Genomic DNA, 24,890 nt, shown 5'->3' with positions numbered 1-24,890 from the left:
AGACGGGGTTTGAAAGCAACCGAAAGGCTTAGCGGCGCAGGCCCAGGCGGGAGATGAGGTCACGGTAACGATCGATGTCGTTAGCTGCGAGGTACTTCAGCAGGCCGCGGCGACGACCGACCATCAGCAGCAGACCACGACGGGAGTGGTGATCGTGCTTGTGGAACTTCAGGTGCTCGGTCAGGGTGTTGATACGGGAGGTCAGCAGAGCGATCTGTGCCTCTGGGGAGCCGGTGTCGGTCTCGTGCAGGCCGTACTCCTTGAGGATCTCTGCCTTCTTCTCAGTGCTCAAAGCCATGTTGGATTTCTCCTATTGTATTTCAGTCCGCATGAAATTCTTAGCGCCTTTAACTGCTGCGGACCGCAGTCACAAAGCCAAGGGATAACTCTAACAGCTTTTCTGCCCCAAACCCAAACTGCGGCTTCTTGGCACAATCCGCAGGAAGGCACGCCACTTTCTGCACGTTAATGCTGTTGCAGAAGCGAATCGAGCTTGTCCATCAGCTCGGCCACAAAACGCGGGGCATCCACATCTACTGCCACGTGGGCAGCCTTGTGTAGTTCTTGCATCCTGGCAACGTCGCCGATGGTGCGGCCAGGGGTCGTGCCAGTAGTTTCGCAGGCCAGGTTGGTATCGAAGCAGGTGACCAGGCTAGGGTCTGCCGCCACGGCCACCGCGAGCGGATCATGCAGGCCACAACCGCCCAGGTCCGGTTCGATGGCGGCGTAGGCGCGGATGTAATAGTCGAGCATGTCCGCATAAACGCGTCCGGCCCGCGTACCGAGCCCACGCCACTGCCGTGTCTCCGCAGTGGTCAGAAGCGTTTGCAGCGTAACATCCAAGCCCACCATCGTGACATCGCGTGCAGTGCGGAAGAGGAAGTCCGTGGCAGCGGGGTCCTGCGCCACATTGGCCTCAGACCAGGTGGTGACGTTGCCCGGCACGGTCAGGGCGCCGCCCATCATGACGATGCGAGTATCCGCGAGTGCCGGTTCAGCTTTCAGCGCCGCCGCAATCGTGGTGGACGGCCCAGTCGGGATAATCACCAGGTCTTCGCCATGTTCACGCGCCGCCCGGCACAGAAACTCCACCGCGGATTTTTGCTGTACCTGCCCGCGCGGCGGCGGAAGCAGGACGTCGCCAATGCCATTGCGGCCATGGATGAATGCGGAAATGGGCTTGACCTGGAATCCCGCCGGCTGCGCACCGGCAAAGACCGGGACGTCGCCCGCGCCGAGCAGTTCCAGCAGCACCAAGGTATTGCGCACGCCCAGTTCCACAGGTACGTTGCCATAAGTCACTGTCACGCCGATGAGCTCGAGGTCTGGGTGCGCCAGCGCATAGGCCAGCGCCAGAGCATCGTCGATCCCGGTATCAAGATCCAAAATGACCTTCATTTAGCCCTCCTGCAGAAAGTACTCGTCCTTCTCCCAACCGCATGCCTTAGCATCCTCGGCGAGGACCTCACGCGCCTTGGCCACATCTGCAGCCATCGCGTCCAGCAACTCTTCTACCGAGTTGAACTTCACCATGTCGCGCAGATGATCCACGAACTTTACCGTGGCCACGTGCCCATAGAGATCGGCATCGCGATCCAGCACGAAGGACTCGATGGAACGTTCTTCGTCGCCGAAGGTCGGGTTCGTGCCCACGGAGATCGCCGCCGCATAAGCCACGCCGTGGTCCATGTTGCCCTCGACGGGCGCCTCAGCCGGCTCCAGGATGAACCAGCCCGCATAGACGCCATCGGCCGGAATAGCCACGCTATCCGGGAAGTACTGATTGGCGGTGGGAAAACCGAGCTCCTTGCCGCCGCGCCCGGCACCGCGCACCACCGGGCCAGTCACTGAGAAGTGGCGGCCAAGAGCCCAGTTAGCCTTGGAAATCTCACCTTTCGCCAGGTTGGCGCGGATATTTGTGGAGCAGATTCGCACCCCGGCGTCGTCAAGCAACGGCACCACGTCGACGCTAAAGCCATGGGTTTTACCGAACTCCACCATCGCGTCCGCCGTGCCGCTCGCGCCCGCACCGAACGTGAAATTCTCCCCCACGACCACGTGACGCGCATGCAGCTTTCCCACAATCAGGTCTTCGACGTAGTGCTGCGGAGTCGTGCCCACAAGCTCCTTGGTGAAGTCGATGACGAGCACCGCATCGATGCCCATCTCTTCCGCCAGCTGCAGGCGGCGCTCAAACGTCACCACGGACAGCGGCGCGCGCTCCGGGAGGAAGACCGCGACGGGGTGCGGATCAAAAGTCACCATCACCGTGCGCAATTCCTTTGCGCGCGCGAAGCTCACCGCATTATTGATCAGCTGCTGATGGCCGCGGTGTACGCCGTCAAAGACACCGATGGTCACCGCAGTCGGGCCAAAGTCACCGGGGATGCTGTCGATTCCGTACCAAATATCCACGGCCACCATGCTAATGCACGGCGAGGCGTGGAATAGACTGCAGGGCATGACTGATGCGCTCGCAAATTCTGGCCTGGTGGTAGTGGACAAGCCGCAAGGCATGACCTCACACGATGTGGTGGGCCGCCTCCGCCGCATATTTCACACCCGCAAGGTGGGCCACGCAGGCACCCTCGACCCGATGGCCACCGGCGTTTTGGTGGTCGGTTTGGAACGCGGCACCAAGTTCCTCGCGCACATGGTCGCGTCAACCAAGTCCTACGACGCCACCATTCGCCTTGGCATGGCGACGCATACTGACGACGCCGAGGGCGAGCGCACCTGGGGCGAGCCTGCAAGCGAACTCGATATGGAGCAGGTCAATAAAGAGGTCACAGCTCTCACCGGTGACATCATGCAGCGCCCCGCTGCGGTCTCTGCAATCAAGATCGACGGAAAGCGCGCCCACGAGCGCGTGCGCGAGGGCGAAGAGGTAGAAATCCCCGCCCGCCCGGTTACGGTCGGCCGCTTCGACATCCTCGCCCACCGCATCGAAGGTGAGTACCTGGACCTCGACGTCACCGTTGATTGCTCGTCTGGCACCTATATTCGCTCCCTCGCCCGCGACTTAGGTGAGGCGCTCGGCGTGGGCGGTCACCTCACCGCCCTGCGCCGCACGGAGGTGGGGCCATTTAAGCTTGACGACGCCCGCACCCTCGACGAGCTCGCTGACGCTCCGGCCCTATCGCTTAGCCTCGACGAGGCGCTCGCCCGCTCCTACCCTGTCCTTCAGGTCACCGAAGACGAGGCAAAGGCGCTCGCCATGGGCAAATGGCTCGAGCCGCGCCGGCTAAAGGGCACCTATGCGGCGGTAGATCCTGATGGTCGCTCGATTGCGCTCATCAAGGAAAAAGGAAAGCGCCTGGCCACGATCTTCGTGGCCCGCCCGTCGACGCTTTAAGCGTAAAGGTGGGCTATTAAAGGTGGGCTATTAAAAGCCCACCACTAAAAGCCCACCGCGGGAACGACCGTGGAGACGATGACGAAGCCATCGCGGATAATCCAGCGGCCACTAATCAGCGGCACGGGGGTCGGCCGGGCCAAGATATAGGAGATCAAGGTGCCATCGAGGCGCAGGTCGATCTCTGCCTGGTCGAAGTCCAGCCAGCGATGTGTCATGGGAAACCACGCCTTGTATGTGGCTTCCTTGGCGCAGAACAAGAGGCGATCGGGGCAGGCGATTCCGGCGTCGGCAAGCTGCGTTAACTGCGCCATCTCCCCTGCGCGCGCAATCATGGTCAGCACGTGATCGGGCAATGGCTCGGCGGGTTCGGCATCGAGGCCCATGGAGCGCACATGTTTAATCGGAGCCGCTACCGCCGCGCGCAGCCCCTCTGTATGCGTCATGGAACCGGTATAGCCGTGTGGCCACAGCGGCATGCCCCGCTCGCCGCGCATGATGGGCTCCTGACTTGCACAGCCCAGCTCCTGCAAAGCGCGATGCGCGCACCAGCGGGCGTCTCCGAATTCCGCCTTGCGCACGTCAACTGCCTGGGAGACCAAGGATTGCTCCTCCGGATCCAGCTGCGTGTAATTCACCAAATCCGTAAGCGCAGCGTCGGTGCGCACGTAGCAGTAGCGGGCGGTATCTGGGAACAGGTGTGGTTCCAGCATTAGCGCACCTCCTCAAGCGCCGAGGACGCAGGCTCATCACTGTGTAGGACCGGATAGGGCCACTGCTGGAGATGTCCGTGCGCCTCCCACTCGCGGGGATAGCCCAGTGAGACCTCGATGTGGTCTACCCCATCGACGTTGGTGCGGCCGGGCAGATGCAGGTGACCGTAGATGACCGCCTGCGCGTTATAGCGCCGCGCCCACGAGTGGGTATGGCGAGTGCCGCACCACAGGGCGATTTCCGGCCACGCCATGCGCAGAGTGGGTTCTTGAACCAGCGGCCAGTGATTGACCAACACCGTAGGCCCACTTACCCGGGAAAGGCGCTTGATGGAATAGGCAAGGCGATCCCAGCACCAGGCGCGAACGTCGACGAAGGGAGCGATGGCGAAGTCATCGGTCATGACAATCTGGCGTTCACGGGCGCGTTCTAGGGCACCCTCGACGGTGGTGCCGGGTGGGCGGAAGCTGTAATCATAAAGGGTAAACAGCGGCACGATGGTCACCCCGCCGAAGACGGGATATGGGTCTTCCGGAGTCACCACGCCGATTTCGCGGCAGCCCTCCACCAGCTCGTCATACTTGACGCGGCCCTGGCACCTATCTTGGGAACGCGAGAAGAGCTCGTGGTTTCCCGGCACCCAGATCACCTTGGCATAGCGCCGCGAAAGCTTAGTGAGGATGCGCAGTACGAGTTCGGTGCGCTCGGCCACGTCACCGGCCACGATGAGCCAATCGGCAGGATCTTCCGGGTAAAGCTCATCGATGCGGCTGGAATTAGCGCGCACTGCCGCGTGGAGATCTGACACCGCCCATAAGGTGGCCATGGCGTGCTCCTTTCTTCGTTCTCCTTCAGGTTAGACCACAGCCCAGCGCATCGAGCGGAAGCGATAGACCACGCCGAGGAAACGGATGAAAACAAACAGCGCAAGGCCGCACCACACGCCGGGCAGGCCCGCGCCCAAGGCGTAGGCCGCCCACACGCCGGGCAGGAATCCGCAGAGCACCGAAACGACGGTCAGCGTGCGTAGGAAGGCGGCATCGCTGGCGCCGAGCAGGACGCCGTCGAGTGCAAAGACCACGCCTCCCAGAACCACCATGGCAATCATGATGAGCCACGGCAGCCGGATGACCTCGAGCACCACTGCATCGGTGGTGAACAGTGAAGGAATGATGCCGATGCCCAGGGCTAGGACTACGCCGAGCCCGAGCGCAAAGGCTGTGGAGTAGAAAGTGACCTTGGTTCCGACGCTGCGCGCATGTTTGGCCGAGCCCGCGCCGAGCGCCGCACCGGTCAGCGCCTGGGCGGCGATGGCCAGAGAATCCAGCACAAGCGACAGGAAGTTCCACAGCTGAATCATGATCTGATGCGCGGCAAGCTGGGCCGTTCCGAAGCGGGAGGCCACGGCGGCGGCCGAAAGGAAGGCCACCTGGAAGCTGGCAGAGCGCACGATGAGATCGCGGCCCAACACGAGCTGGCGCTTGACGACGCCCCACTGCAGCCGCCAGGAGCCCACGTGCTCACGGTGAAGTTCCCACAGGAAGAGCGAGGCCATGATCGCCATGCCCAGCACCGTGGCCCAGGCGGAGCCGGCAAGGCCCCACTGGTGGACGAATACTGGCACAGCAATGGCGCCAGGAATGAGGCCGGCCAGGGTAAAAAGCAGCGGTTTTACAGTGTTTTGGACGCCGCGCATCCAACCGTTGCCTGCCATCTCGATGAGATTGAGCGGGATAGCGAAGGCGGCGATGCGCAGCCACAACGCGGTGTCCTGGGCAGTTTCTGGATTGCCGGTTAGCCAGCGCGCAAAGTGCCCTGCGCCCAACCACATGATGACCGCCAGGGTCATGCCCACGCCGATGGCCACGTAGGTAGCCTGCACGCCCTCGGCTACGGCCTCGTCCTTTTTACCGGCGCCGAAAAGCCGCGAGGCGCGTGAGGTTGTGCCATAGGAAAGGAAGGTCAGCTGGGTGGTGACAACCGTGTGGATGGTCGCCGCAGCGCCAAGTGCGGCCAGCTGATGCGCGCCCAAGCGGCCCACCACGGCCGTATCCAGCAATAGGTAGAGCGGCATGGCAGCGAGCACGCCGAGCGCCGGAAACGCGAGGCGAAATACCTCACCAGCGCTCACGCGGGTGACTGCCTTACCTGGCTTCGAAGTATCTTCTGCTTCTGCCGAAGCATTGTCCTGTTCGCGCCGCGTGATGGTTACTCCCCTACAGCATTTTCTTCGTCGTAATTGGCAAGTGCGTCGACGAGATGAGCAATGATTTCTTCTGGCTTACCCAGGGCCGTATAGCCGGCCGCCGGGATGTGCCCGCCGCCGTCGAACATGAGCGCCACCTGCGCGCAGTTAACGGTGGAAGAACGCAGCGATACCGCCCAGACTCCCGCGCGTTGCTCTTTGAACACCACGCCCATGTCGGTGCCTTTGAGCGCGCGAACGAAGTCCACCATGGATTCCACGGCGGAATCGGAGTGCGACTGTACTTCCTCAACGGGCACAATAAGCGTGCCGAGGCGGTGCTCGCCGGCCTCGATGATGCGCAGACCAGACAGCACGCGGCCGACCATCTGCACGTCGTCGGCAGTATTGGAGTCCATCAGATCCACTGCGATCTGTTTGGTATCGAGCCCATAGAACATCAGGCGGGCAGCGATGTCGTGCATGACTGGCCGACCCCAGCGGAAGCTGCCGGTGTCGGTAACCAGACCGGCATAAAGGCAATGCGCAATCCCACGATCGATCTGCACGGAGAGCATATCGAGGACGTCGAGAAGCACCACAGTGGTGGACTCGCACTCCGGATCAATCAGATTGATGGAACCGAAACCGCGGTTCGATGCGTGGTGGTCGATGCACAGTACCCGGCCGGTGCCCGCCATCTTCTCCAACTCCCCCATGAGAGCGCCGGTGCGGTCGATGGAACCACAGTCCACCGTGACATAAAGGTCATAGCCTTTTGGCAGGGTGTTGACGAGCTCAATCTCGTCGGCGGCAGGGATGGTGAAGAGATTGTTCGAAAACGGGCGTTCCTGGCCGATGACGGTGCGGGTCTGCTTGCCCCGCTGGCGCAACGCCAGGTTCAACGCGGCGGCAGAGCCGATAGCATCCGCATCGGGGCGCAGGTGCGTAATGATGCAGATGCTGCTCGCTTCTATCAAGGCGTCGGCGGCGCCTTGATAATCAGCGCGGCGCACCCTAGGCCTCTTCCCGATCGGAATCCTTGTATGGGTTTGCGTCTCCAGCCGGCTTCGCGTTGGCCTTCAGCTTGGCAAGTTCGGCATCGCGGGCGCGGGCACGCTCCAGCAAATCCTCCATGTGGGCGGAAGCTTCCGGAACGGTATCGACCTCGAAGGCGAGCGTCGGGGTAAAGCGCACGGAGAGCTGATCGCCCACAATCTTGCGCAGCTGGCCCTTCGCGCGGTTGAGTGCCTCTGCTGCCTTGTCGAAGTCTGGCTCGGAGTCGATGTCCTTGCCGCGCACGGTGTAGTAAACGGTGGCATCATGGAGATCACCCGTGACGCGAGTATCGGTGATGGTCACCATCTCGAGGCGACGATCCTTGATCTCGCGTTCGATAGCACTCGCCACGATTTCCTGAATACGCTTGGCCATTCGTGCAGCACGAGCGTGGTCAACCATGGTGCAACTCCTTCTCCGTCGAACTAGCGATCTCTACCAAGATCTATAAAATCGTGTTCATCTTACATTACTCCGCATACATGTCCTGCAGCAGAAAGAGGAAGCGTCATGCCCCATCCTTTAAATGAGTTTCATGCCGATGCTCCGAACAAAGCAGCAAGCTGCCTCGAAAGGGCTGAACTCACGCAAGCTTCTCTGCTAAACAAGGCACGCATTAGCAAACCCAACTTGTCTTAAACCGGTCTGGATAGTTGAAACACTAAGGTTCAGCAGAAGCTACAAATAAAATCGCCAGGGCTTCCCCAGCGGGGAAACACCTGGCGATTTTATTTACACTGCTTGCGGACTAGGTACGCGGAACCTCGACCTCTTCGTAGGCCTGAATCTGGTCGCCCACCTGGATGTCTGGGTAGGACAGGACCATACCGCACTCGTAGCCGGCGTTGATCTCGTTTGCGTCGTCCTTTTCGTGGCGCAAGGACTCGATCTTGGCGTCGGAAGTGATGACGTTGCCATCGCGAACGAGGCGGACCTTGCCGTTGCGCTTGACCTTGCCCTCGGTGACCATGCAGCCCGCGATGGTGCCGACAGCGGAGGACTTGAACAGCGCGCGGATTTCCGCAGCACCGGTGTCGCGCTCCTCGTAGATTGGCTTAAGCATACCCTTGAGAGCAGCCTCGACCTCTTCGATGGCGCGGTAGATAATCGTGTAGTAGCGGATATCCACGCCCTCGGCGTTAGCTTCCTCAGTTGCCTTACCCTCAGCGCGAACGTTGAAGGCGATGATGATTGCGTCGGAAGCCGCTGCCAGGGAGACGTTGGTCTGGGTTACAGCACCAACGCCACGGTCGATGATGTTGAGCTGTACCTCGTCGTCGATCTCGATGTCCAACAACGCATCTTCCAGGGCTTCCACCGAACCGGCGTTGTCGCCCTTGAGGATGAGGTTGAGGGTCGAGGTCTCCTTGAGAACTGCATCCAGATCCTCGAGAGAAACGCGCTTGCGAGCCTTTGCCTGCAGAGCGGAACGCTTACGAGCATCACGCTGTGCAGCAATCTGGCGTGCCACGCGGTCATCTTCCACCACGAGCAGGTTGTCGCCGGCACCCGGAACACCGTTGAGGCCCTGGACCTGAACCGGTCGGGACGGACCAGCCTCTTCGACGTCGTTACCGAACTCGTCGAGCATGCGGCGGACACGGCCGTGAGCGTCACCGACGACGATGGAGTCACCAATGCGGAGGGTACCGCGCTGGACGATGACGGTGGCAACCGGGCCGCGGCCACGGTCGAGGTGAGACTCGATGGCAACGCCCTGTGCGTCCATCTCTGGGTTAGCAGTCAGCTCAAGCGCTGCATCAGCAGTCAGGATGACTGCCTCAAGCAGGCTATCGATGTGCAGATCCTGCTTTGCAGAGATGTCGACGAACATGGTGTCGCCGCCGTACTCCTCCGGCACCAGGCCGTACTCGGTGAGCTGGCCACGGATCTTGTCTGGGGAAGCCTCTGGCTTATCGATCTTGTTGACTGCAACCACAACTGGGATGTCCGCAGCCTTGGCGTGGTTGATTGCCTCAACGGTCTGCGGCATAACGCCGTCATCTGCTGCGACAACCAGGATTGCCAAGTCGGTGGACTTCGCACCACGTGCACGCATAGCGGTAAACGCCTCGTGACCCGGGGTATCCAGGAAGGTGATGGTGCGCTCGCCATCTTCCAGTTCAACGGTGGTCTGGTATGCACCGATGCCCTGGGTGATGCCGCCGGCCTCGCCCTCGCGCTCGTTGGTCTTACGGATGGAGTCCAAAAGGCGGGTCTTACCGTGGTCAACGTGACCCATGACGGTAACGACTGGAGGACGGTTCTCCAGCGCCTCTTCGCCACCTTCGTCCTCACCGAACTTCAGATCGAAGGACTCGAGCAGCTCACGGTCCTCGTCCTCTGGGGAGACGACCTGAACGTCGTAGTGAATCTCAGCGCCGAGCAGCTGCAGTGTTTCTTCGGAAACGGAAGCGGTTGCGGTAACCATCTCGCCCAAGTTGAACAGTGCCTGCACCAATGCTGCTGGATCTGCACCAATCTTCTCTGCGAAGTCAGCCAAGGAAGCACCGCGGCGCAGACGAATGGTCTTGCCCTTGCCGTCAGGCAGGCGTACGCCGCCTACCTCATGCTTCTGCTGCTCTTCAAACTCATGGCGCTTCTGACGCTTCGACTTCTTGCCGCGACGCGGTGCGCCACCTGGACGACCGAATGCACCTGCGGTACCGCCGCGACGTCCGCCGCGTCCGCCACCGCGGAAGCCGCCTGGGCCACCTGGACCGCCTGGTCCACCCTGGCCACGCCCACCGCGGCCGCGGCCACCGCCGCCACCGTTGGAGGACTTAGACGGCATGGCTGCCGGGTTTGGATGCGAAGGCATCATGGCCGGCGATGGACGACGACCGCCGCCCTGCCCCTGACGCTGGTTGCCCTCGCCCTGGCCCGAGCGTCCGCCGCCCTTGCCGCCGCGGTTATCGCCTGGCTTACCGCCAGGACGCTGCCCCTTGGAGCCGCCCGGACGTGGTCCTGGACGGCCGCCCTCGCCACCACCCGTGGAGAACGGGTTGTTGGCCACGCGGCGGGTGCCGCCCGGCTTCGGCATTGGACGAGGCATAGCGTTGCCTGGGTTTGGACGTTCTGCGCCCGGCTTCGGGGCAGACTTAGAAGCGGACTTGTCCGCGCCGTTTGCCTGTGGCTTCTGACCACCCTTCGGGCCCGGCTTGGCAGCACCTGGCTTCGGGGCGCCTGGCTTGGCAGCGGACTTCTGCTCTGCCTGTGCGGAAGCGGAATCCTTTGCGGCAGGCTTTGCACCTGGCTTAGCAGCTCCCGGCTTCGGGACGCCTGGCTTCGGTGCGCCTGGCTTTGGCGCGTTAGCTGCAGGCTTTTCTGCCTTGGCAGCGCCTGCAGCCTTAGCTGACTTAGCGTCCTTGGCAGCCTTGTTTGCGGCAGGCTTTTTCTCTGCCGACTTCTCACCGGCCAGCTTCTCGCCGCCGGACTGCGCCTCGTAGTGGGCGCGCATCTTCTTTACCACTGGAGGTTCAATGGTAGAAGAAGCAGTCTTGACGAATTCGCCCTGCTCCTTGAGCGTGGCGAGTAGTTCCTTGCTGGTTACTCCGAGCTGCTTTGCGAGCTCGTGAACACGTAGCTTTCCGGGCACTTGTCTCCTTGTGATCGTTACTAGGAGTCAAGGCCTGGAAGTGGCCTGACCCCTAGTTAATGGCTATGGACTTTCATCGCTGATGCTTCATCGTCGTGCGCTCATCAGTGTTCGGTCTTCCTTTAACTCTGGCTCGTGAAGACGCGGTGCCTTCACGAATGCACCTATGATTCGCCGGCTTTCGCCAGCTTCTCCAGGTACTCACGTACGTGACCTGTATCCACGTCAGTGGATAACCGAAGCGCGCGCCGAAATGCTCGGGTGCGCTCCGCCAGCTCTAATGCAGAAAGTTCCGGGCTAATCCAGGCTCCCCTTCCGGGAAGGCGGCGCCGCGGATCCGCCACGACACGCCGGCCGCTTGGGTCATCGCGGTCAACGACAACACGCAATAGCTGCGTATCGGGAAAGCGGCGGCGCGTAGCAATACAGGTACGAATACGTACGTGAGGGTCTGACTGTGGTTGTCTCAGTGACATCCAACTCCCTTACGTTTTCGTGCTTACCTGAAAAACGCCACAGCTTTTTCTGCATGTGGGCCGTTATCTAGCTTACGCGAAAACCTGGCAGAACCTTAATTAGTACCTTTATCCCAGTGCAGCCCGACTACTAGTTGGATTTTGCATCGGAGTGGATGTCGATCTTCCACCCGGTAAGACGCGCCGCCAGGCGAGCGTTCTGGCCTTCCTTACCAATTGCCAAAGACAGCTGGTAATCCGGAACGGTCACGCGCGCAACCTGTGCTTCGTGGTCAATGACCTCAACGCGGACAACCTTGGACGGTGCCAGGGAGTTGCCCACGTAGACGCTTGGGTCCTCGCTGTAGTCGATGATGTCGATCTTCTCGCCGCCGAGCTCACGCATGATGTTGTTGACGCGCTGGCCACGTGGACCAATGCAGGCGCCCTTGGCGTTAAGGCCCTTAGCGTGGCCCACCACTGCCACCTTGGAGCGGTGTCCGGCCTCACGCGCGATGGCCACGAGCTCGACGGTGCCGTCGCCCACCTCAGGGACTTCCAGCTCGAACAGGCCGCGCACCAGCTCCGGGTGGGTGCGCGAAAGGGTGATCTGCACCTGCGCGCCGTTGCGGGTAACTCCCACAACATATGCCTTGATACGGTCACCGTGCTCGAGTTTCTCACCCGGCAGCTGCTCAGCGGGCAGCAAGATAGCGTCCTGGGAATCCAGTTCAGTACCGAGCTGGACCACAACGACGCCGCGCTCGTTGGCGCGCACATCGCGCTGGACGACGCCGGATACGACGCGCCCAGTCAGTTCCGAATAGGACTCATAGGTTTGCTCGGCTTCTGCCTCGCGCAGCTTGCGGATGATGGCCTCGCGCACTGCCTGCGCACCGAAGCGACCAAAGTTTTCTGGCGTATCGTCGTATTCGCTCAAAGTCTCGCCAGTTTCCAGGTCGGTCTCCGTAACGATGACGGAAACTGCACCGGTGTCGGCGTCGATGTCTACGCGGGACTTGGTGCCCTCCGCCTTGGTTTCTGCCGACTGCTTGCGATAATCCAGGTACGAATACAACAAGGCACTCGCGATCGCTTCGAGCAGGTCCTTGACGTGGACGCCGCGCTCGTTCTGGATCGTACGGAGTGCCTCTAGATCAATATTCACTTTTCATCCTCTCGGGTTGCCGAGTTCTGCTCGGCGTATTCAAACGTCTGCTGCGCTGCCTCCTGCTCGTCCGCAGAAGGTTTAGCAAATTCAATTTCTACCACCGCGCGGTGGATATTTTCCAATCGCTCGATGCGGAATTGGACGTCCTTCTTCACCGTAGTGATAAGCGCTACCGCAGCCTCATCCGCGGAAAGCGCACCAATACGAGCCACTTCGGTCTGGCCCGGAGTGGTTTCAAATGCGACGAGGCGGCCACGGTTGCGGCGCCAGTGGCGCGGGGCGGTAAATGGCAGATCGACGCCCGGGGTAGAGACCTCCAGGGTGTAGCCTGCGCCAAAGTTCAACTCGCCTGATTCTTCCTTGGCATCGAAGAATTGGGAGATCTGATTGGAGACTTCTTCCAGGACATCGGAGCTCGGGCGCGTATCACCATCGATGCGGATGATGACCTGGGATTTCTTTCCCGCCTTGGTGGTCTTTACGTCCTCCACGTCGAGTCCGCGGGGCTCCAGCAATGGTTGGAGTAGTTCAGTTAATTGTTCTGCATCTGGAAAAGCCATGCGCTCTAGCCTAACTGTTACGTGTAAGGTCTTTTGCGTGAACCGCCGTGCCCTAGCCCCCATCGCAACGCTTACCGCCCTTGGCGCACTCGCGCCCGCGCTGAGCGGATGCCAAGCCGTCGACTCCATCGTCGACTACTTTGGCCCCCGTCCCGATGAGGCACTCGTGGGCTTAGGCCGCAGCGCCGACGCGGACGCGCAGCAGCTCGCTGCGGTCGATCCCCACGCTTCGCAGTTGCGCTCCGAGCAGGCCGACGCCCTTTATGCCGAGGTCGAGCGGCTTTGCGGCCGCAACGAGAAAGGCGCTGCCCCGCGCTCCTGCGAGGTCCAGCGCGACCCGCAGGCCGCCGACCAAGAGCCGGCCGCAGAAAATATTGATGTCATCGAAGTCATGGACCAAGCCGCGGTGCATACCCGCGACGCCCTGAGCGAGGTCAGCGCGGAGTCCCGCGCGCTGGTGACCAACCAGGCCATCATCTTGGACGCGTGGGAGCCTTCCCAGCTGCCGGAGTCCCCGGAGCTTGAACCCAGCGAAGCCGCCCGCGCCCGAGAGCTTCTGGAATGGGAATACGAGCAGGTCTACGGCCTGGACTTCGCCCGCTCCTACGCCGCGCCGTCGATGGAAGAAAACATCGATGACCGCCTCGAGATGCACGAAAAACGCATCGCAGCGCTGCAAAAGTCACTCGCTCCGCTTGGCGAAGTCCCCCAACCGGCTCCCGCTTACGAGCCAACGCCTGAGGAAATGCCGCTGCCTAGCGACGCTGCTTCCGCCCAAGCTTTCGTCGACCACCTGGGGTGGAATGACTCCCTCGAGTGGTCTTCTGCCGCGTCACAAGCCGCCGCCCCCACTGCCGAGGGCGAGGAACGCGTGGCCTGGCGCAACTGGCTCATCGCCGTTGCTGCCCAATCCCGCGGTTTATAGAAAAGCGTGAATCCCTAAACAAGTTTTCGGGCCCCGCCTTAAGGCTGGGCTTTTACAATGGCCAGGGTGTCTCACCAGAAAATACGCCACTTTAGATGGCTCGCTCATCCCTAGCAAGGACGGCAACTCAGCCATCGTGCCAGTCCAGGTAACGGCCGGGACCTCTACCGAAAGCGCCGACAAGGTCACCCAGCTGCGCGAGTACTTCGGTGAGCACGCCGGCACCCGCAGCGAGGGCTCTGTACTGGTAGGCGGCCCCGACTCCCAGCTAGCTGACGAAGAATCCGCGGCCGCGAGGATGCCCGATCCGATACCCGCCGCGGCATCCTTAGTGCGTTGTCCGCGACGGGCGGCGTGATTACCTCCGCTGGCATCCTGCTCGCGGCAGTCTTCGCCACATTGGGCGTGCTGCCGCTGGTAGTCCTGGCGCAGCTCGGCATCACCGTCTTGGTACCGGCCTTGGTCCAGATCCTCGGCGAGAAGTTCTGGTGGCCCGCACACCTAAAGCGGGCTGCTACGAACAGCGCTAGCGCACAAGCTGCAACGCCTCGCGAATAATCAGCAACTGTGCTGGCTGACGCAGCACGTGATAGAGCTTCTTACCTACTCCCGTGGAGGATTGATTCCAATCCTTGCGGGCGTGATACATATTGGCGGGCCATACCGCGAGCAACAGTGCTACTGCGGACCAGCCGCCGGCGGAACGTGTGCGCTCATTAATTACTGCTGCACCGGTGGCCAGCTCCCAGATACCTGAGGCATAGTTATAGAACCGCGCACCGCCTGGCAGACGCGGCGGCACGATGGATTCAAATTCTTCCTTCTTCACAAAGTGCAGCGTGCCCATGCTTAGCATCACAGAGCCAAACGTAAGGGCACGGGCACGCTTCCAATCAATAGCCATGCCCTGACTCTACATCGCCGAGTTTTCTCCACCGAGCCCACAGCCGCTTAAGGCTTACTGAGTAGCGGCCAGACAATGAGCAGCAAACTTTACGACGCATTTCATTGCGAGGGCCCTCCCACCGCTTTTACGTTGGTTGGCCATGGACACACCGGAGATACCGCGTGGGTGTTCCTTTAATGACACAAAGAGAAGGAGAGCTTTCTCAATGCGTTCAAAGAAGAAGTTTGCAACCCTGTCCGCTGCCGCTGCAATGGGCGTTGCCGCACTGGCGCAACCTGCCGCAAACGCTGCCCCGGCCTCCGCATGGGAACAGGTTGCAGCATGCGAGTCCGGTGGTAACTGGCAGATCAACACGGGCAACGGCTACTACGGTGGCCTGCAGTTCAATGCACAGACCTGGAGCAGCTTCGGCGGCCAGCAGCACGCCCCAACCGCTGACCAGGCAACAAAAGAGCAGCAGATTGCTGTTGCCGAGCAGGTCCTGACTACCCAGGGTGCCGGTGCTTGGCCAAACTGTGGTGGCCCGGTAGGCGGCTACTAAAGCCACACTCATACGTGCCATAAGGCCCTGCCCCTCGAACCGAAAGGGGCAGGGCCTTCGCGTATCCACAGCAACCCACCGCTTTGCATCCCCCATCAACGTACTTCTGTGTGCAAATAGGCCGCCTAAAACACGGCAAACAGCTGCCCTATTTACACAGAGCGGTACTCACCCTCTAGCGGCTCACCTCAACCCCGCGCACCGCACCCCACAAAGCGCACCGCACCCCACAAACCGCACCACCCCACACGGAAACGCCCCGCGAACCCGCGCGGCCGGAGTGACCCCAACTGCCAGGTACTTATATATGCAAATAAGGCCCCCAAATCACAAGATTGGAAGCCTTATTTACATACAGCGGTACCTGCGCCTTAACAGCGCGCTCTTAACAGCACGCGCCAACAGCGCACTCTAACGGCACGCCTCAACCGCGCACGAGCTCCAAGAGCTTGTCCACGATCTGCTCAGCTGGCACCTCAAGCGTTTCGCCACCACGGATGCGCAGCTCGATGATGCCATCGGCAAACGAGCGGCCAAGGATGGCGATGAACGGCATACCCAGCAGCTCAGCGTCCTTGAACTTCACGCCCGGAGATACCTTCGGACGGTCGTCAAAGAGAACCTCGATGCCAGCAGCATCTAGGTCCTCGACCAGCTTCTGCCCTGCCTCAAGCGCAGCGGCGTCCTTGTTCGCCACAGCCACGTGCACCTGGAAAGGAGCAACTTCAACCGGCCAACGCAGGCCCTTCTCGTCGGCCATCTGCTCGGCCAACACAGCCATCATGCGGGAGATACCGATGCCGTAGGAGCCCATGGTCGGAACCGCACGCTTGCCGTTCTCATCCAGGATCTGAACATCGAATGCCTCGGTGTACTTGCGGCCCAACTGGAAGATGTGGCCCAGCTCGATACCGCGCTCCAGGGTCAGGGTGCCCATGCCGTTCGGTGCCGGATCGCCTTCCTTGACCTCGGCGGCCTCGATGAACTCGTCAACCTCGAAGTCGCGGCCAGCAATACAGCCCACCACATGGTGATTAGCCTCATCAGCACCAGTGATCCAGGAAGAGCCCTTCACCACGCGCGGATCCGCATAAACCTTCACGTCGTTTGCGTTGAGCGCACGCGGGCCCACGTAGCCGCGAACCAGGAATGGGTTCTTCTTGAAGTCCTCGTCACCGGCCAGCTCAAACTCGGCAGGCTCAAGGGAGGCCTCAAGGCGCTTTTCGTCCAGCTCGCGGTCGCCCGGAATCAGAACAGCAGCTAGCTGCCATTCCTTTTCTTCCTCGCTTGCCGCAGGCTGTGCCACCTTGATAACCATGCACTTCAGGGTGTCAGCGGCTTCCACCGCACGTCCATCAACCTCGATGCCTTCAGAGTTAGCCCACTGCACCAAAGAGTCAATGGTCGCAGCATCAGGCGTCTGGTATACCTTCGCCTCTGCCTGGCCTTCAATTGCCTTTTCTTCCGGCACAGGAGTAACCACGGCCTCAACGTTAGCCGCGTACTCGCCCTCCGTGGCGCGCACGAAGGTGTCCTCACCTGCCTGAGAGACAGCCAGGAATTCCTCGGACGCGGAACCTCCCATGGCACCAGAGGTTGCCTTGCAGATGGCGTAATCAATCTTCAGACGGTTGAAGATGTTCTGGTAAGCCTTGCGGTGGCGCTGGTAGGACTCGTCCAGGCCCTCGTCGCTCATGTCGAAGGAGTAGGAATCCTTCATCACAAACTCGCGGCCGCGGAGGATGCCCGCACGCGGACGCTCCTCATCGCGGTACTTGGTCTGGATTTGGTACAGGGTAACCGGGAAGTCCTTATAAGAGGAGTACATGTCTTTTACCGCCGAGGCGAACATCTCCTCGTGCGTCGGGCCGAGCAGCATGTCTGCGCCCTTGCGGTCCTTCAGGCGGAAGAGGTTATCGCCGTACTCGGTCCAGCGCTGGGTCTGCTCATACGGCTCACGCGGCAAAAGGGCCGGGAAGAGCATCTCCTGGCCGCCGATTGCGTTCATCTCCTCGCGCACGATGTCTTCAATCTTGGACAGGGTGCGCAGGCCGAGTGGCAGCCAGGTGTAAACGCCCGGCGCGGCGCGGCGGACGTAGCCTGCACGAACGAGGAGCTTGTGGCTGGTTACTTCGGCATCTGCCGGATCTTCGCGCAAGGTGCGAAGGAAGAGATTCGAAAGGCGAGTAATCATGCCTAGCACTCTACCCCGCTAGTATTTAGCTATGCTCATTCTCCTCCCTCCTTCTGAGACGAAAGCCCCCGGCGGCACCGGTGCCCCGCTCGACTTCGGAGCATTGTCCTTCCCCTCGCTGAACCCGGCGCGCCAGGAGATCGCGCAGGCGCTTGCCTCTCTCGAGGTGGATGAGGCGATGATTCAGCTAAAGCTCTCGGAAAAGCTCCGCGGGGAGGCCGAGGCCAACCAGGTAATTTATAGCTCTCCTACCCTGCCGGCCATCGAACGGTATACGGGTGTGCTTTATGACGCGCTGGATGCCGCCACGCTTTCCGACGCCGCTCGTTCCCACCTAGCCATCGGCTCCGCCTTGTTCGGCATCGTCCGCGCCGATGATCTGATTCCGCATTATCGTCTCTCCGGCGGAACGAAGCTGAGTGGAAACACTATGAAGTCTTGGTGGGGTAAGGCGATCACTGAGGCCTTGGAGGAAGTCGCGGCCCATGAGCTGGTGGTCGATATGCGCTCTGGCACCTACCAGCAGCTGGGCAAGCTCAAGACGGCGGCCACGGTTCGCGTGGAATCGGTTCAGCCTGATGGCTCGCGCAAGGTCATCTCTCACTTCAACAAGCACTACAAGGGCCTACTCGCCCGCCACGTGCTCAGCCAGCCGGTGCTTCCAACCACCTTCGAGGAATTTTCCGCAGCCGCCGCAAGCTTCCCCGAGTGGGAGACGGAAATCCGCGGCAGCGAGCGCGCCCCAGAATTGGTGCTCGTGCTTGACTCCTAGGACCGAACACCGGCAAATTAGCTGTTATAGCGCAGGCTATTGCGCTCTAGGCTGCATTCGGTGGCAATCGCAATCCCGGAGGCAAGCTTGCCTCGCTCGCGCAGGCGGTACAGCGAATCAACGATGCGGTCGCGCAATCCCCACGGCGAGATGGTGTTGATATAAATCTTGGTCCCGCCCTCAAAGCCGGCCAGCGTGGACACGCGCAGTTTGATCATCACTCGCCACGGCTGCGCGAGGTCGACCGATGGCGCCTTGTGGTGCCATTCCTCATTACAGGCCACATCGGGGCCAACTGCCGCATGGGCCGCGTGGATAAGGTCAGACATTCCGCGGATTTCCCCAGGCGTTTGCTTCCACGGCTCGCAGTGCTCGGACTTGGAGAAGATCTCCAGTGTGGGATAGCGATGGCCAAAACCGGCAAAGAGTACCGCATAATCGTTTTCTGCAATCACCAGGTTGTGCTGCGCCGCGTAGCCTACGGCCCAGTCGTTGTACATGTTGGGGTGTGCACGCAGGATGTCGTTTTCATGCGCGGCCGACATGCTGAGGTCATCAATGGCCACCAGCTGCTTGTGCAGATGGTCAAAGGAAGCCCCGGCGGGCGCCAGCCAGTTCTGGAAGGCCACCACATAGTCGGCGTAGCGGTTGCGCTCATAAAGGTCACGCATGGAGTCTGCGGTAAACGAAGTAAAGAGGAAATGCTCGTCGGGGCTGAGCGTGCCAGACGAGGCCAACTGCGAATCATCGGTAGCACCGTCCACAAAGTGGCGCGCGCCAATGATGACATCGTGACCGCCACCGAAAAAGCAGCCGGCGTGTGTAAGCAGTTCCTGCTCCCCTAGGTCCGCATCTCGACCGGCCGCCCTGAGCTTCGTCCGCACGATGTTTAGAACGTGCTCGCGGCCTACAGGATTCGCAATGTAGCCCTCCATCCTCTCTTTAGTCTCCGCGTCCATCTCATACTCGTAGTTGGCCTTCCAGTAGTCGAAGGAGACGATCTCAAAGAGGTTCGGTACGCGCCTAAAAGCAGGCTGGGTTGCATCCAACGAATCTGGCGCAACCCCACGCACTATCTCGCCAGAGGCTAAGATGCGTGATTTCTCAGGCGGGGTTTCCAGCTTGCGCGAAGAACAAAAAGCACAGGTGTTTCGCGCGGCATCGGCAGCCAGCGGTTGGGAGCTAGAGGCGGTATGCGCAAACGGACGATTCCCGCGGCCTGGAACGGTCCATACCTCGGTTCCGGAGAAGGGATTGACCTGTTTGACTGTGCCATCCGCCATCACTTGAATTGGCTCGATGCGGCTAAAAAGTGCTTCGCTCATGTTCCATAGGATAGACCGCGGCATGGCGGCTTGCTCGGGCTCGTAAGCTGGTGGCCATGCACCTTGATTACTTCGAAGTCGATGTCTTCGCCACCACGGCCTTTAGCGGCAATCCACTAGCTGTCATCGCCGGGGCGGATGAGCTTTCGACCGAGCAGATGCAGCGCATTGCTAACTGGATCAACTTCTCGGAGACGACGTTCCTGTTGCGCCCTACGACCGCAGACGCTGACTACCGGGTGCGTATCTTCACGCCGCACGAAGAATTCGCTTTCGCAGGTCACCCCACGTTGGGCACAGCACGGGTGTTCTGCGAGCTCACTGGACATACAGGCGACCTCGTTCAGGAATGCGGCGTTGGGCTAGTAGATATCAAGGAAGAAAAGGAAGTCTTTTCCTTTGCCACTCCCGCGCTTTACAAATCTGGGCCGTTGAGCGCGGCCGAGCTGAGCGAGTCCGCCGCAGCACTCGGCATCGATGAGGCCGAAATCTACGACGCCGCATGGGCTGACAACGGCCCCGGCTGGCGCCTAGTGCAGCTTCGCGACGCCGCCGCGGTCCGCACACTGCAGCCCAACAACGCGCGCGGCATCAAGGTCGGTGTCGTGGGACTTGAGTCCCCGCAACGAGCAGGTCAACCGCTCTACGAGATACGGGCTTTTACCCCTGGTTTCGAAGACCCAGTCACAGGCTCTCTCAATGGCACAGCAGCCCAATTCATGCGCAAGCGCGGCCTGGTACCGGCTAGTTACACCGCACGGCAGGGCAGCCAGCTTGGCAGGAACGGCTTGGTGCACATTACTGACGACGGCGCTAATGTCTGGGTCGGTGGAAACGTCCACGTACGAGTTCGCGGAAGCTTGGAGGTTTAGGCATGTCACTTCCCTTCGAACTGCACCACACCTTTGCTAAGCACCTTCCCGGCATGGCGCGGGAAAGCCGCGGCGAGCAGCAATCTGCGCCCCGCTTGCTCATCTTGAACGAGGATCTAGCTACGGAGCTGGGCCTCGACCCAGAGTGGCTGCGCAGCCCCGCTGGAGTCGATTTCCTTTGTGGGCGCAGCGAGGATAGCCCGGCACACGCGATGGCCTATGCCGGTTACCAATTCGGCCAATTCAATCCGCGCATGGGCGACGGCCGCGCCTTACTACTGGGTGAAATCGAGACTCCGGAAGGCCTGCGCGATCTCCATGCGAAGGGAACCGGCCCTACCCCGTACTCGCGCCCTGGGGCTGACGGGCGCGGAACAGTCCGTTCTATGTTGCGCGAGTACCTGTTCTCGGAGGCGATGCACGCGCTGGGCATTCCGACGACACGCTCGCTAGCGGTCCTTTCTACTGGCCGGCGCATCCAGCGCCAGGTGGAGGAAGAAGCCGGCATCTTGGTACGAGTAGCTGCCAGCCACATCCGCATCGGTTCTTTCCACTACGCGGCGCAAACAGGCCAGCTACAGCAGCTGGCGGATTTCACGATCGCCCGGCATTACCCTGGCGCGAGCTACAAGGAGCTGTTTACCCGCGCCCTCGACGCCCAGATTGCTACGGTCGTAGCCTGGCAGCACGTAGGTTTCATCCACGGCGTGTTGAACACGGACAACACCACCCTGTCTGGTGAAACCATCGACTATGGCCCGTGTGCCTTCATGGAGACCTACGATCCTGATACTTGTTTTAGCTCCATCGACACCCGCGGCCGTTACCGCTTTGGGCACCAGCCCGAGATCCTGGGCTGGAACTTCGCGCGTCTGGCGGAGAGCATGTTGCCGCTTTTCGACGCCTCCCCCAACGAGGCCATCAACTTCGCCCAAGAAACCATCAACAGCTACCACGAGCGCTTCGCTTCTCAACTTGAGCGCGACTTCGTCAAGCGCTTTGGCATCAGCACCGATGCTGAAGTCAGCGCTAGCAAGCCCGCTAATCTCCGCAGTGAGTACTTCACCGAGCTGGTAGAAAAGCAGCCGGACTTCACGCTGGCCAACCTAGAGCTGTGGGAGAAGCTGCACGGTACGCAGCCGACGAATCCGCCCGGCGGCCCGAAGAACAGCACCGTTCCGCGAGTCATCCCACGCCCGCACAACGTGGAGGAAGCGCTGCTCGACATTGACGCCTTCCAAGAATTCTTGGACGCCATTACTCGCCCGTTTGCGCCCAACGCCAAATACGAAACGCCCGGCAACCCTGAGGGCTACCGGACGTACTGCGGAACTTAGGCGAAGTTTTTACTTCTCGTCGAGCTTGAGGGTCTTCTGAGTGTAGTCCCACATCTCGTCGTAGAGCTTCTTATCCTTGGCCAGCTTGATGCCGTAGGAAGGAATCATCTCTTGGATCTTGTCGCCCCACTGGATCATGTTCTCGCCGAAGCAACGCTCAAGCAGCTCGATCATGACGGCCGGGGTGATAGAAGCGCCCGGGGAAGCGCCGAGTAGGCCGGCGATGTTGCCCTCTGGGTTGTTAACGAGGGTGGTGCCGAACTCGAGGGAGCCGAAGTGCGGTGCAGCGGCCGGCTTGATGACCTGAACGCGCTGGCCGGCGATGACGGTCTCCCAGTCTGCTGGGTCTGCGGAAGGAACGTATTCCTTCAGCGCCTCGACGCGCTTGTCGAAGTCCTTGAGAACCTCGGAAACCAGGTACTTGGTCAGACCGAACTCCTGCACGGCAACGCCGAGGTAGGAAGGAATGTTGTCCGGGCGGATGGACTTGAAGAGGTCGAGGTAGGAGCCCTTCTTCAGGAACTTCGGAGACCAGCCACCGTACGGGCCGAACAGCAGGCCCTCTTCGCCGTCGATGACGCGGGTGTCAAGGTGCGGAACAGACATCGGAGGAGCGCCGACGGCAGCCTTGCCGTACACCTTCGCGTGGTGCTGCTTGACCAGCTCAGGGTTCTTGGAACGCAGCCACAGCCCGGAAACTGGGAAGCCAGCGAAGCCGGAGACCTCGCGGACGCCTGCTTTGCGCAGCAGATCGAGTGCGTATCCGCCAGCACCAACGAAGACGAACTTCGCGCGGACCACGGAGTAGTCACCGGTATGCAGGTTCTTGGCGTAAACCTTCCAGGTGGAGCCGTCGCGCTTGATGTCAACGACCTCGTGGCCGTAACGGATCTCGGTGCCGGACGCCTTTGCAGCGGTGAAGAACTGCTTGGTCAGTGCACCGAAGTTTACGTCGGTGCCTGCCTCGGTCCAAGAAATTGCAACCTTCTTGGAGTTGAAGTCGCGGCCTTCGGACATCAGCGGCAGCTTCTCCTGGAATACTGCGTCGTCGTCGGAGAACTGCATGTTCGGGAACATGTGGTTGTCCTTGAGGGCCTCGAAGCGGCGCTTCAGGTAATCAACCTGGATGGAGCCCTGTGCGAAGGACACGTGTGGGACCGGGTTGATGAATGCCTTCGGGTCGGTCAGGATGCCGTTGTTGAGCTGGTGAGACCAGAACTGGCGAGAAACCTGGAACTTCTCATTAATGCCCAGAGCCTTAGAAATGTCGATGCGACCGTTCTTTTCTGGGGTGTAGTTCAGCTCGCACAGCGCAGAGTGGCCGGTACCAGCGTTGTTCCATGGGGAGGAGGACTCCAGAGCAGGTCCATCGAGGCGCTCGAAGACCATCTGGGTCCAGCTTGGCTCCAGCTCGCGGAGCATAGCGCCCAGGGTGGCGCTCATGATACCGGCGCCTACGAGGGCTACATCTACCTCATCTACAACTTGTGCTGTCTTCTTGTCGGAGGACACCTTGCTATTACCTCTTCAGATTGAAAGTTATTGCTCCTGGACAAAGCTCTCGCTGGTAAACAAGAGCCTTTTGTGTCTTACGTTCTCGCCCACCTTTTACATTCCACTATCAGGAGGACAAAGCCTGCGGCGGCTTTGGTCACGCAAAGGCCAGACAACTGCCCTAATCCTTTGTCGCTGACAACGGCTCATAACAAGGGACGCGTCACGCATTACCAAACCACCATACGCCCTTAATGTAGAAATTGGGATTCTTCAACCGGGAAAATGTCCGTTTTTCACAGTCCGTATCACCCCACTTTGCCTAGACTGTGCATATGACTGAGTCAACTCTGCAATGGAAACAAGACATTTTGGGCACGGGTTTCCAAGCCGCGGCCTTGCCCCTAGGCGCCGACCCCGACGGCGAAGGCGAAGTCGAGGCCACCTTGATTCGCTATACAGGCACCGCGAACAACGCCGACGAAGCCACGGACCGACAAGACGCCGAGCACACCGGGTTAGATAACCGGGTCGCCGTCGTGTGGGTTCACGGCATGACCGATTACTTCTTCCAGGCACACGTGGCAAAGCACTTCCGCGAGAAGGGTTACGCGTTCTACGCCCTCGATCTTCGCAAGTGCGGCCGCTCCCGGAAGCCGAACCAGAAGTGGCATTACACCACGGACATGCACCACTACTTTATGGACTTAAACGCGGCACTCGACGCCCTCCCGCAGGACAAGGTCGTGTTCTTGGGCCACTCCACCGCAGGTTGCATCCTTCCGCTGTGGCTTGACCAGTTGCGCCGTCGCGACGAGCAGCGCCATAACCGCATTGCAGGGCTTATCCTCAATAGCCCATGGCTTGACATGATGGGTGTGCCGAAGCCGGCTTACACGGCGCTCAAACCAGCCATCTTCGCTTTAGGCAAGCTCGCCCCCACTCTCCCGCTTTACGGCGGCAATCTCACAGCATTCGGTGATTCCATCCATTCCAGCCGCTATGGCGAGTGGAACTATGACCTTGAGAAGAAGCCCCTGGCGGGCCATAAGAAATATATGGGATGGATCCGCGCGGTGTTTAAGGCATTCGACGCCATCCACTCCGGCCGCATCGATGTCGGTGTGCCAATCCTGACGCTGACGTCCACCAAGTCGAATTTCACCGCACCGTATTCGGAGGAAATCAACTACGTGGACGCGGTAATTGATGTCAAGCAAACGCAGCGCTGGGCCAAGGAACTGGGCACGCACTACACGTTGCACCCGATTGAGGGCGCGCGCCATGACGTGTTCTTGTCTCGGGAGCCGATCCGCAACGAGGCCTTCCGCGTAGTCGATGAATGGTTGCCGGGCATACTTGAGCCCTAGCTAAAACAAACTGAATAAACGCACCCTAAAACGTTTCCTAAATAATAAGGAGAAAA

At 60.6% G+C, this 24,890-nt stretch carries 25 protein-coding genes; 9 read left to right on the top strand and 16 right to left on the bottom strand.

From position 1 onward, the window contains the following. Positions 1-28: 28 nt before the first annotated feature. The 3 genes from rpsO to HMPREF3158_RS02675 form a co-directional block, all read right to left on the bottom strand. Positions 29-298 (bottom strand): 30S ribosomal protein S15, encoded by a 270-nt coding sequence (rpsO, locus tag HMPREF3158_RS02685; protein WP_005528980.1) that lies wholly within the window; start codon positions 296-298, stop codon positions 29-31. Between the two features lie 167 nt (positions 299-465). Beyond that, entirely contained in the window at positions 466-1,398 is a 933-nt protein-coding gene (locus tag HMPREF3158_RS02680) for a nucleoside hydrolase (protein ID WP_061923117.1), read from the bottom strand. Continuing rightward, positions 1,399-2,424 carry a bifunctional riboflavin kinase/FAD synthetase gene (locus HMPREF3158_RS02675; RefSeq protein ID WP_070497225.1) on the bottom strand — a complete coding sequence of 342 codons (1,026 nt, stop codon included), beginning with the start codon at positions 2,422-2,424 and terminating at the stop codon, positions 1,399-1,401. A gap of 37 nt (positions 2,425-2,461) precedes the next feature. Between HMPREF3158_RS02675 and truB the strand changes: the two genes are divergently transcribed. Further along, a complete protein-coding gene (gene truB / locus HMPREF3158_RS02670; protein WP_062038554.1) occupies positions 2,462-3,355 on the top strand; it encodes a tRNA pseudouridine(55) synthase TruB in 894 nt (297 codons plus the stop codon). 44 nt (positions 3,356-3,399) lie between these two features. Here truB and HMPREF3158_RS02665 read toward each other — a convergent pair whose 3' ends face one another. The 9 genes from HMPREF3158_RS02665 to rimP form a co-directional block, all read right to left on the bottom strand. Continuing rightward, entirely contained in the window at positions 3,400-4,068 is a 669-nt protein-coding gene (locus HMPREF3158_RS02665) for a 4'-phosphopantetheinyl transferase family protein (RefSeq protein ID WP_062038550.1), read from the bottom strand. Beyond that, positions 4,068-4,895: a metallophosphoesterase family protein gene (locus HMPREF3158_RS02660; protein ID WP_070497224.1), complete on the bottom strand. Its 828-nt coding sequence runs from the start codon at positions 4,893-4,895 to the stop codon at positions 4,068-4,070. Before HMPREF3158_RS02660 ends, HMPREF3158_RS02665 begins: the two co-directional genes overlap by 1 nt. 30 nt (positions 4,896-4,925) lie before the next feature. Beyond that, on the bottom strand, positions 4,926-6,200 hold the full coding sequence (locus HMPREF3158_RS02655; RefSeq protein ID WP_061923129.1) for an MATE family efflux transporter: 1,275 nt from the start codon (positions 6,198-6,200) through the stop codon (positions 4,926-4,928). Positions 6,201-6,277: 77 nt separating this feature from the next. Further along, positions 6,278-7,270, bottom strand: a complete 993-nt coding sequence (locus tag HMPREF3158_RS02650; RefSeq protein WP_061923132.1) for a DHH family phosphoesterase — start codon at positions 7,268-7,270, stop codon at positions 6,278-6,280. A 1-nt stretch (position 7,271) separates the two neighbouring features. Beyond that, positions 7,272-7,715, bottom strand: coding sequence for a 30S ribosome-binding factor RbfA (rbfA, locus tag HMPREF3158_RS02645; protein WP_061923135.1), 444 nt, complete (start codon positions 7,713-7,715; stop codon positions 7,272-7,274). A gap of 346 nt (positions 7,716-8,061) precedes the next feature. Beyond that, positions 8,062-10,911 (bottom strand): translation initiation factor IF-2, encoded by a 2,850-nt coding sequence (gene infB / locus HMPREF3158_RS02640; protein ID WP_070497222.1) that lies wholly within the window; start codon positions 10,909-10,911, stop codon positions 8,062-8,064. A 164-nt stretch (positions 10,912-11,075) separates the two neighbouring features. Beyond that, a complete protein-coding gene (locus HMPREF3158_RS12395; RefSeq protein WP_082778614.1) occupies positions 11,076-11,387 on the bottom strand; it encodes a YlxR family protein in 312 nt (103 codons plus the stop codon). Positions 11,388-11,517: 130 nt separating this feature from the next. Beyond that, positions 11,518-12,534, bottom strand: a complete 1,017-nt coding sequence (nusA, locus tag HMPREF3158_RS02635) for a transcription termination factor NusA (protein ID WP_061923138.1) — start codon at positions 12,532-12,534, stop codon at positions 11,518-11,520. Next, positions 12,531-13,097, bottom strand: coding sequence for a ribosome maturation factor RimP (rimP, locus tag HMPREF3158_RS02630; protein WP_061923141.1), 567 nt, complete (start codon positions 13,095-13,097; stop codon positions 12,531-12,533). Before rimP ends, nusA begins: the two co-directional genes overlap by 4 nt. Positions 13,098-13,134: 37 nt before the next feature. Here rimP and HMPREF3158_RS02625 point away from each other — a divergent pair, with 37 nt between their 5' ends. The 3 genes from HMPREF3158_RS02625 (at position 13,135) to HMPREF3158_RS02615 (ending at position 14,580) form a co-directional block, all read left to right on the top strand. Continuing rightward, entirely contained in the window at positions 13,135-14,022 is an 888-nt protein-coding gene (locus HMPREF3158_RS02625; protein ID WP_070497220.1) for a hypothetical protein, read from the top strand. Positions 14,023-14,158: 136 nt separating this feature from the next. Beyond that, on the top strand, positions 14,159-14,380 hold the full coding sequence (locus tag HMPREF3158_RS02620) for a hypothetical protein (RefSeq protein WP_070497218.1): 222 nt from the start codon (positions 14,159-14,161) through the stop codon (positions 14,378-14,380). Then, positions 14,359-14,580 (top strand): hypothetical protein, encoded by a 222-nt coding sequence (locus HMPREF3158_RS02615; protein ID WP_371326193.1) that lies wholly within the window; start codon positions 14,359-14,361, stop codon positions 14,578-14,580. Before HMPREF3158_RS02620 ends, HMPREF3158_RS02615 begins: the two co-directional genes overlap by 22 nt. Here HMPREF3158_RS02615 and HMPREF3158_RS02610 read toward each other — a convergent pair. After that, the gene (locus HMPREF3158_RS02610) at positions 14,549-14,926 is read right to left on the bottom strand and encodes a DoxX family protein (RefSeq protein WP_070456424.1); all 378 of its coding nucleotides are present in this window, start codon (positions 14,924-14,926) and stop codon (positions 14,549-14,551) included. The two genes, HMPREF3158_RS02615 and HMPREF3158_RS02610, sit on opposite strands and share 32 nt — an antisense overlap. Positions 14,927-15,134: 208 nt before the next feature. Here HMPREF3158_RS02610 and HMPREF3158_RS02605 point away from each other — a divergent pair, with 208 nt between their 5' ends. Next, positions 15,135-15,470 (top strand): transglycosylase family protein, encoded by a 336-nt coding sequence (locus HMPREF3158_RS02605; RefSeq protein WP_070456422.1) that lies wholly within the window; start codon positions 15,135-15,137, stop codon positions 15,468-15,470. Positions 15,471-15,894: 424 nt separating this feature from the next. On the opposite strand, the gene HMPREF3158_RS02600 is transcribed toward HMPREF3158_RS02605, so the two are convergent. After that, a complete protein-coding gene (locus HMPREF3158_RS02600; protein ID WP_070497216.1) occupies positions 15,895-17,664 on the bottom strand; it encodes a proline--tRNA ligase in 1,770 nt (589 codons plus the stop codon). Positions 17,665-17,695: 31 nt separating this feature from the next. Here HMPREF3158_RS02600 and yaaA point away from each other — a divergent pair, with 31 nt between their 5' ends. Beyond that, entirely contained in the window at positions 17,696-18,436 is a 741-nt protein-coding gene (yaaA, locus tag HMPREF3158_RS02595) for a peroxide stress protein YaaA (RefSeq protein ID WP_070433238.1), read from the top strand. Between the two features lie 17 nt (positions 18,437-18,453). Here the strand turns inward: yaaA and HMPREF3158_RS02590 are convergent, their stop codons facing one another. Beyond that, positions 18,454-19,761: a DUF4921 family protein gene (locus HMPREF3158_RS02590; RefSeq protein ID WP_179294359.1), complete on the bottom strand. Its 1,308-nt coding sequence runs from the start codon at positions 19,759-19,761 to the stop codon at positions 18,454-18,456. Between the two features lie 56 nt (positions 19,762-19,817). On the opposite strand from HMPREF3158_RS02590, the gene HMPREF3158_RS02585 reads away from it, so the two are divergent. After that, positions 19,818-20,633 carry a PhzF family phenazine biosynthesis protein gene (locus HMPREF3158_RS02585; RefSeq protein WP_070497214.1) on the top strand — a complete coding sequence of 272 codons (816 nt, stop codon included), beginning with the start codon at positions 19,818-19,820 and terminating at the stop codon, positions 20,631-20,633. Between the two features lie 2 nt (positions 20,634-20,635). Continuing rightward, positions 20,636-21,970 (top strand): protein adenylyltransferase SelO family protein, encoded by a 1,335-nt coding sequence (locus HMPREF3158_RS02580; RefSeq protein WP_070497212.1) that lies wholly within the window; start codon positions 20,636-20,638, stop codon positions 21,968-21,970. Between the two features lie 9 nt (positions 21,971-21,979). On the opposite strand, the gene mqo is transcribed toward HMPREF3158_RS02580, so the two are convergent. Next, the gene (gene mqo / locus HMPREF3158_RS02575) at positions 21,980-23,482 is read right to left on the bottom strand and encodes a malate dehydrogenase (quinone) (protein ID WP_070497211.1); all 1,503 of its coding nucleotides are present in this window, start codon (positions 23,480-23,482) and stop codon (positions 21,980-21,982) included. A gap of 317 nt (positions 23,483-23,799) precedes the next feature. Between mqo and HMPREF3158_RS02570 the strand changes: the two genes are divergently transcribed. Continuing rightward, the gene (locus HMPREF3158_RS02570) at positions 23,800-24,834 is read left to right on the top strand and encodes an alpha/beta hydrolase (protein ID WP_070497209.1); all 1,035 of its coding nucleotides are present in this window, start codon (positions 23,800-23,802) and stop codon (positions 24,832-24,834) included. Positions 24,835-24,890: the final 56 nt, after the last annotated feature.

Source organism: Corynebacterium sp. HMSC06G04, assembly GCF_001807365.1.
In the GTDB taxonomy this organism is placed as follows: domain Bacteria; phylum Actinomycetota; class Actinomycetes; order Mycobacteriales; family Mycobacteriaceae; genus Corynebacterium; species Corynebacterium simulans.
This window is presented reverse-complemented; position numbering and strand designations above follow the sequence as displayed.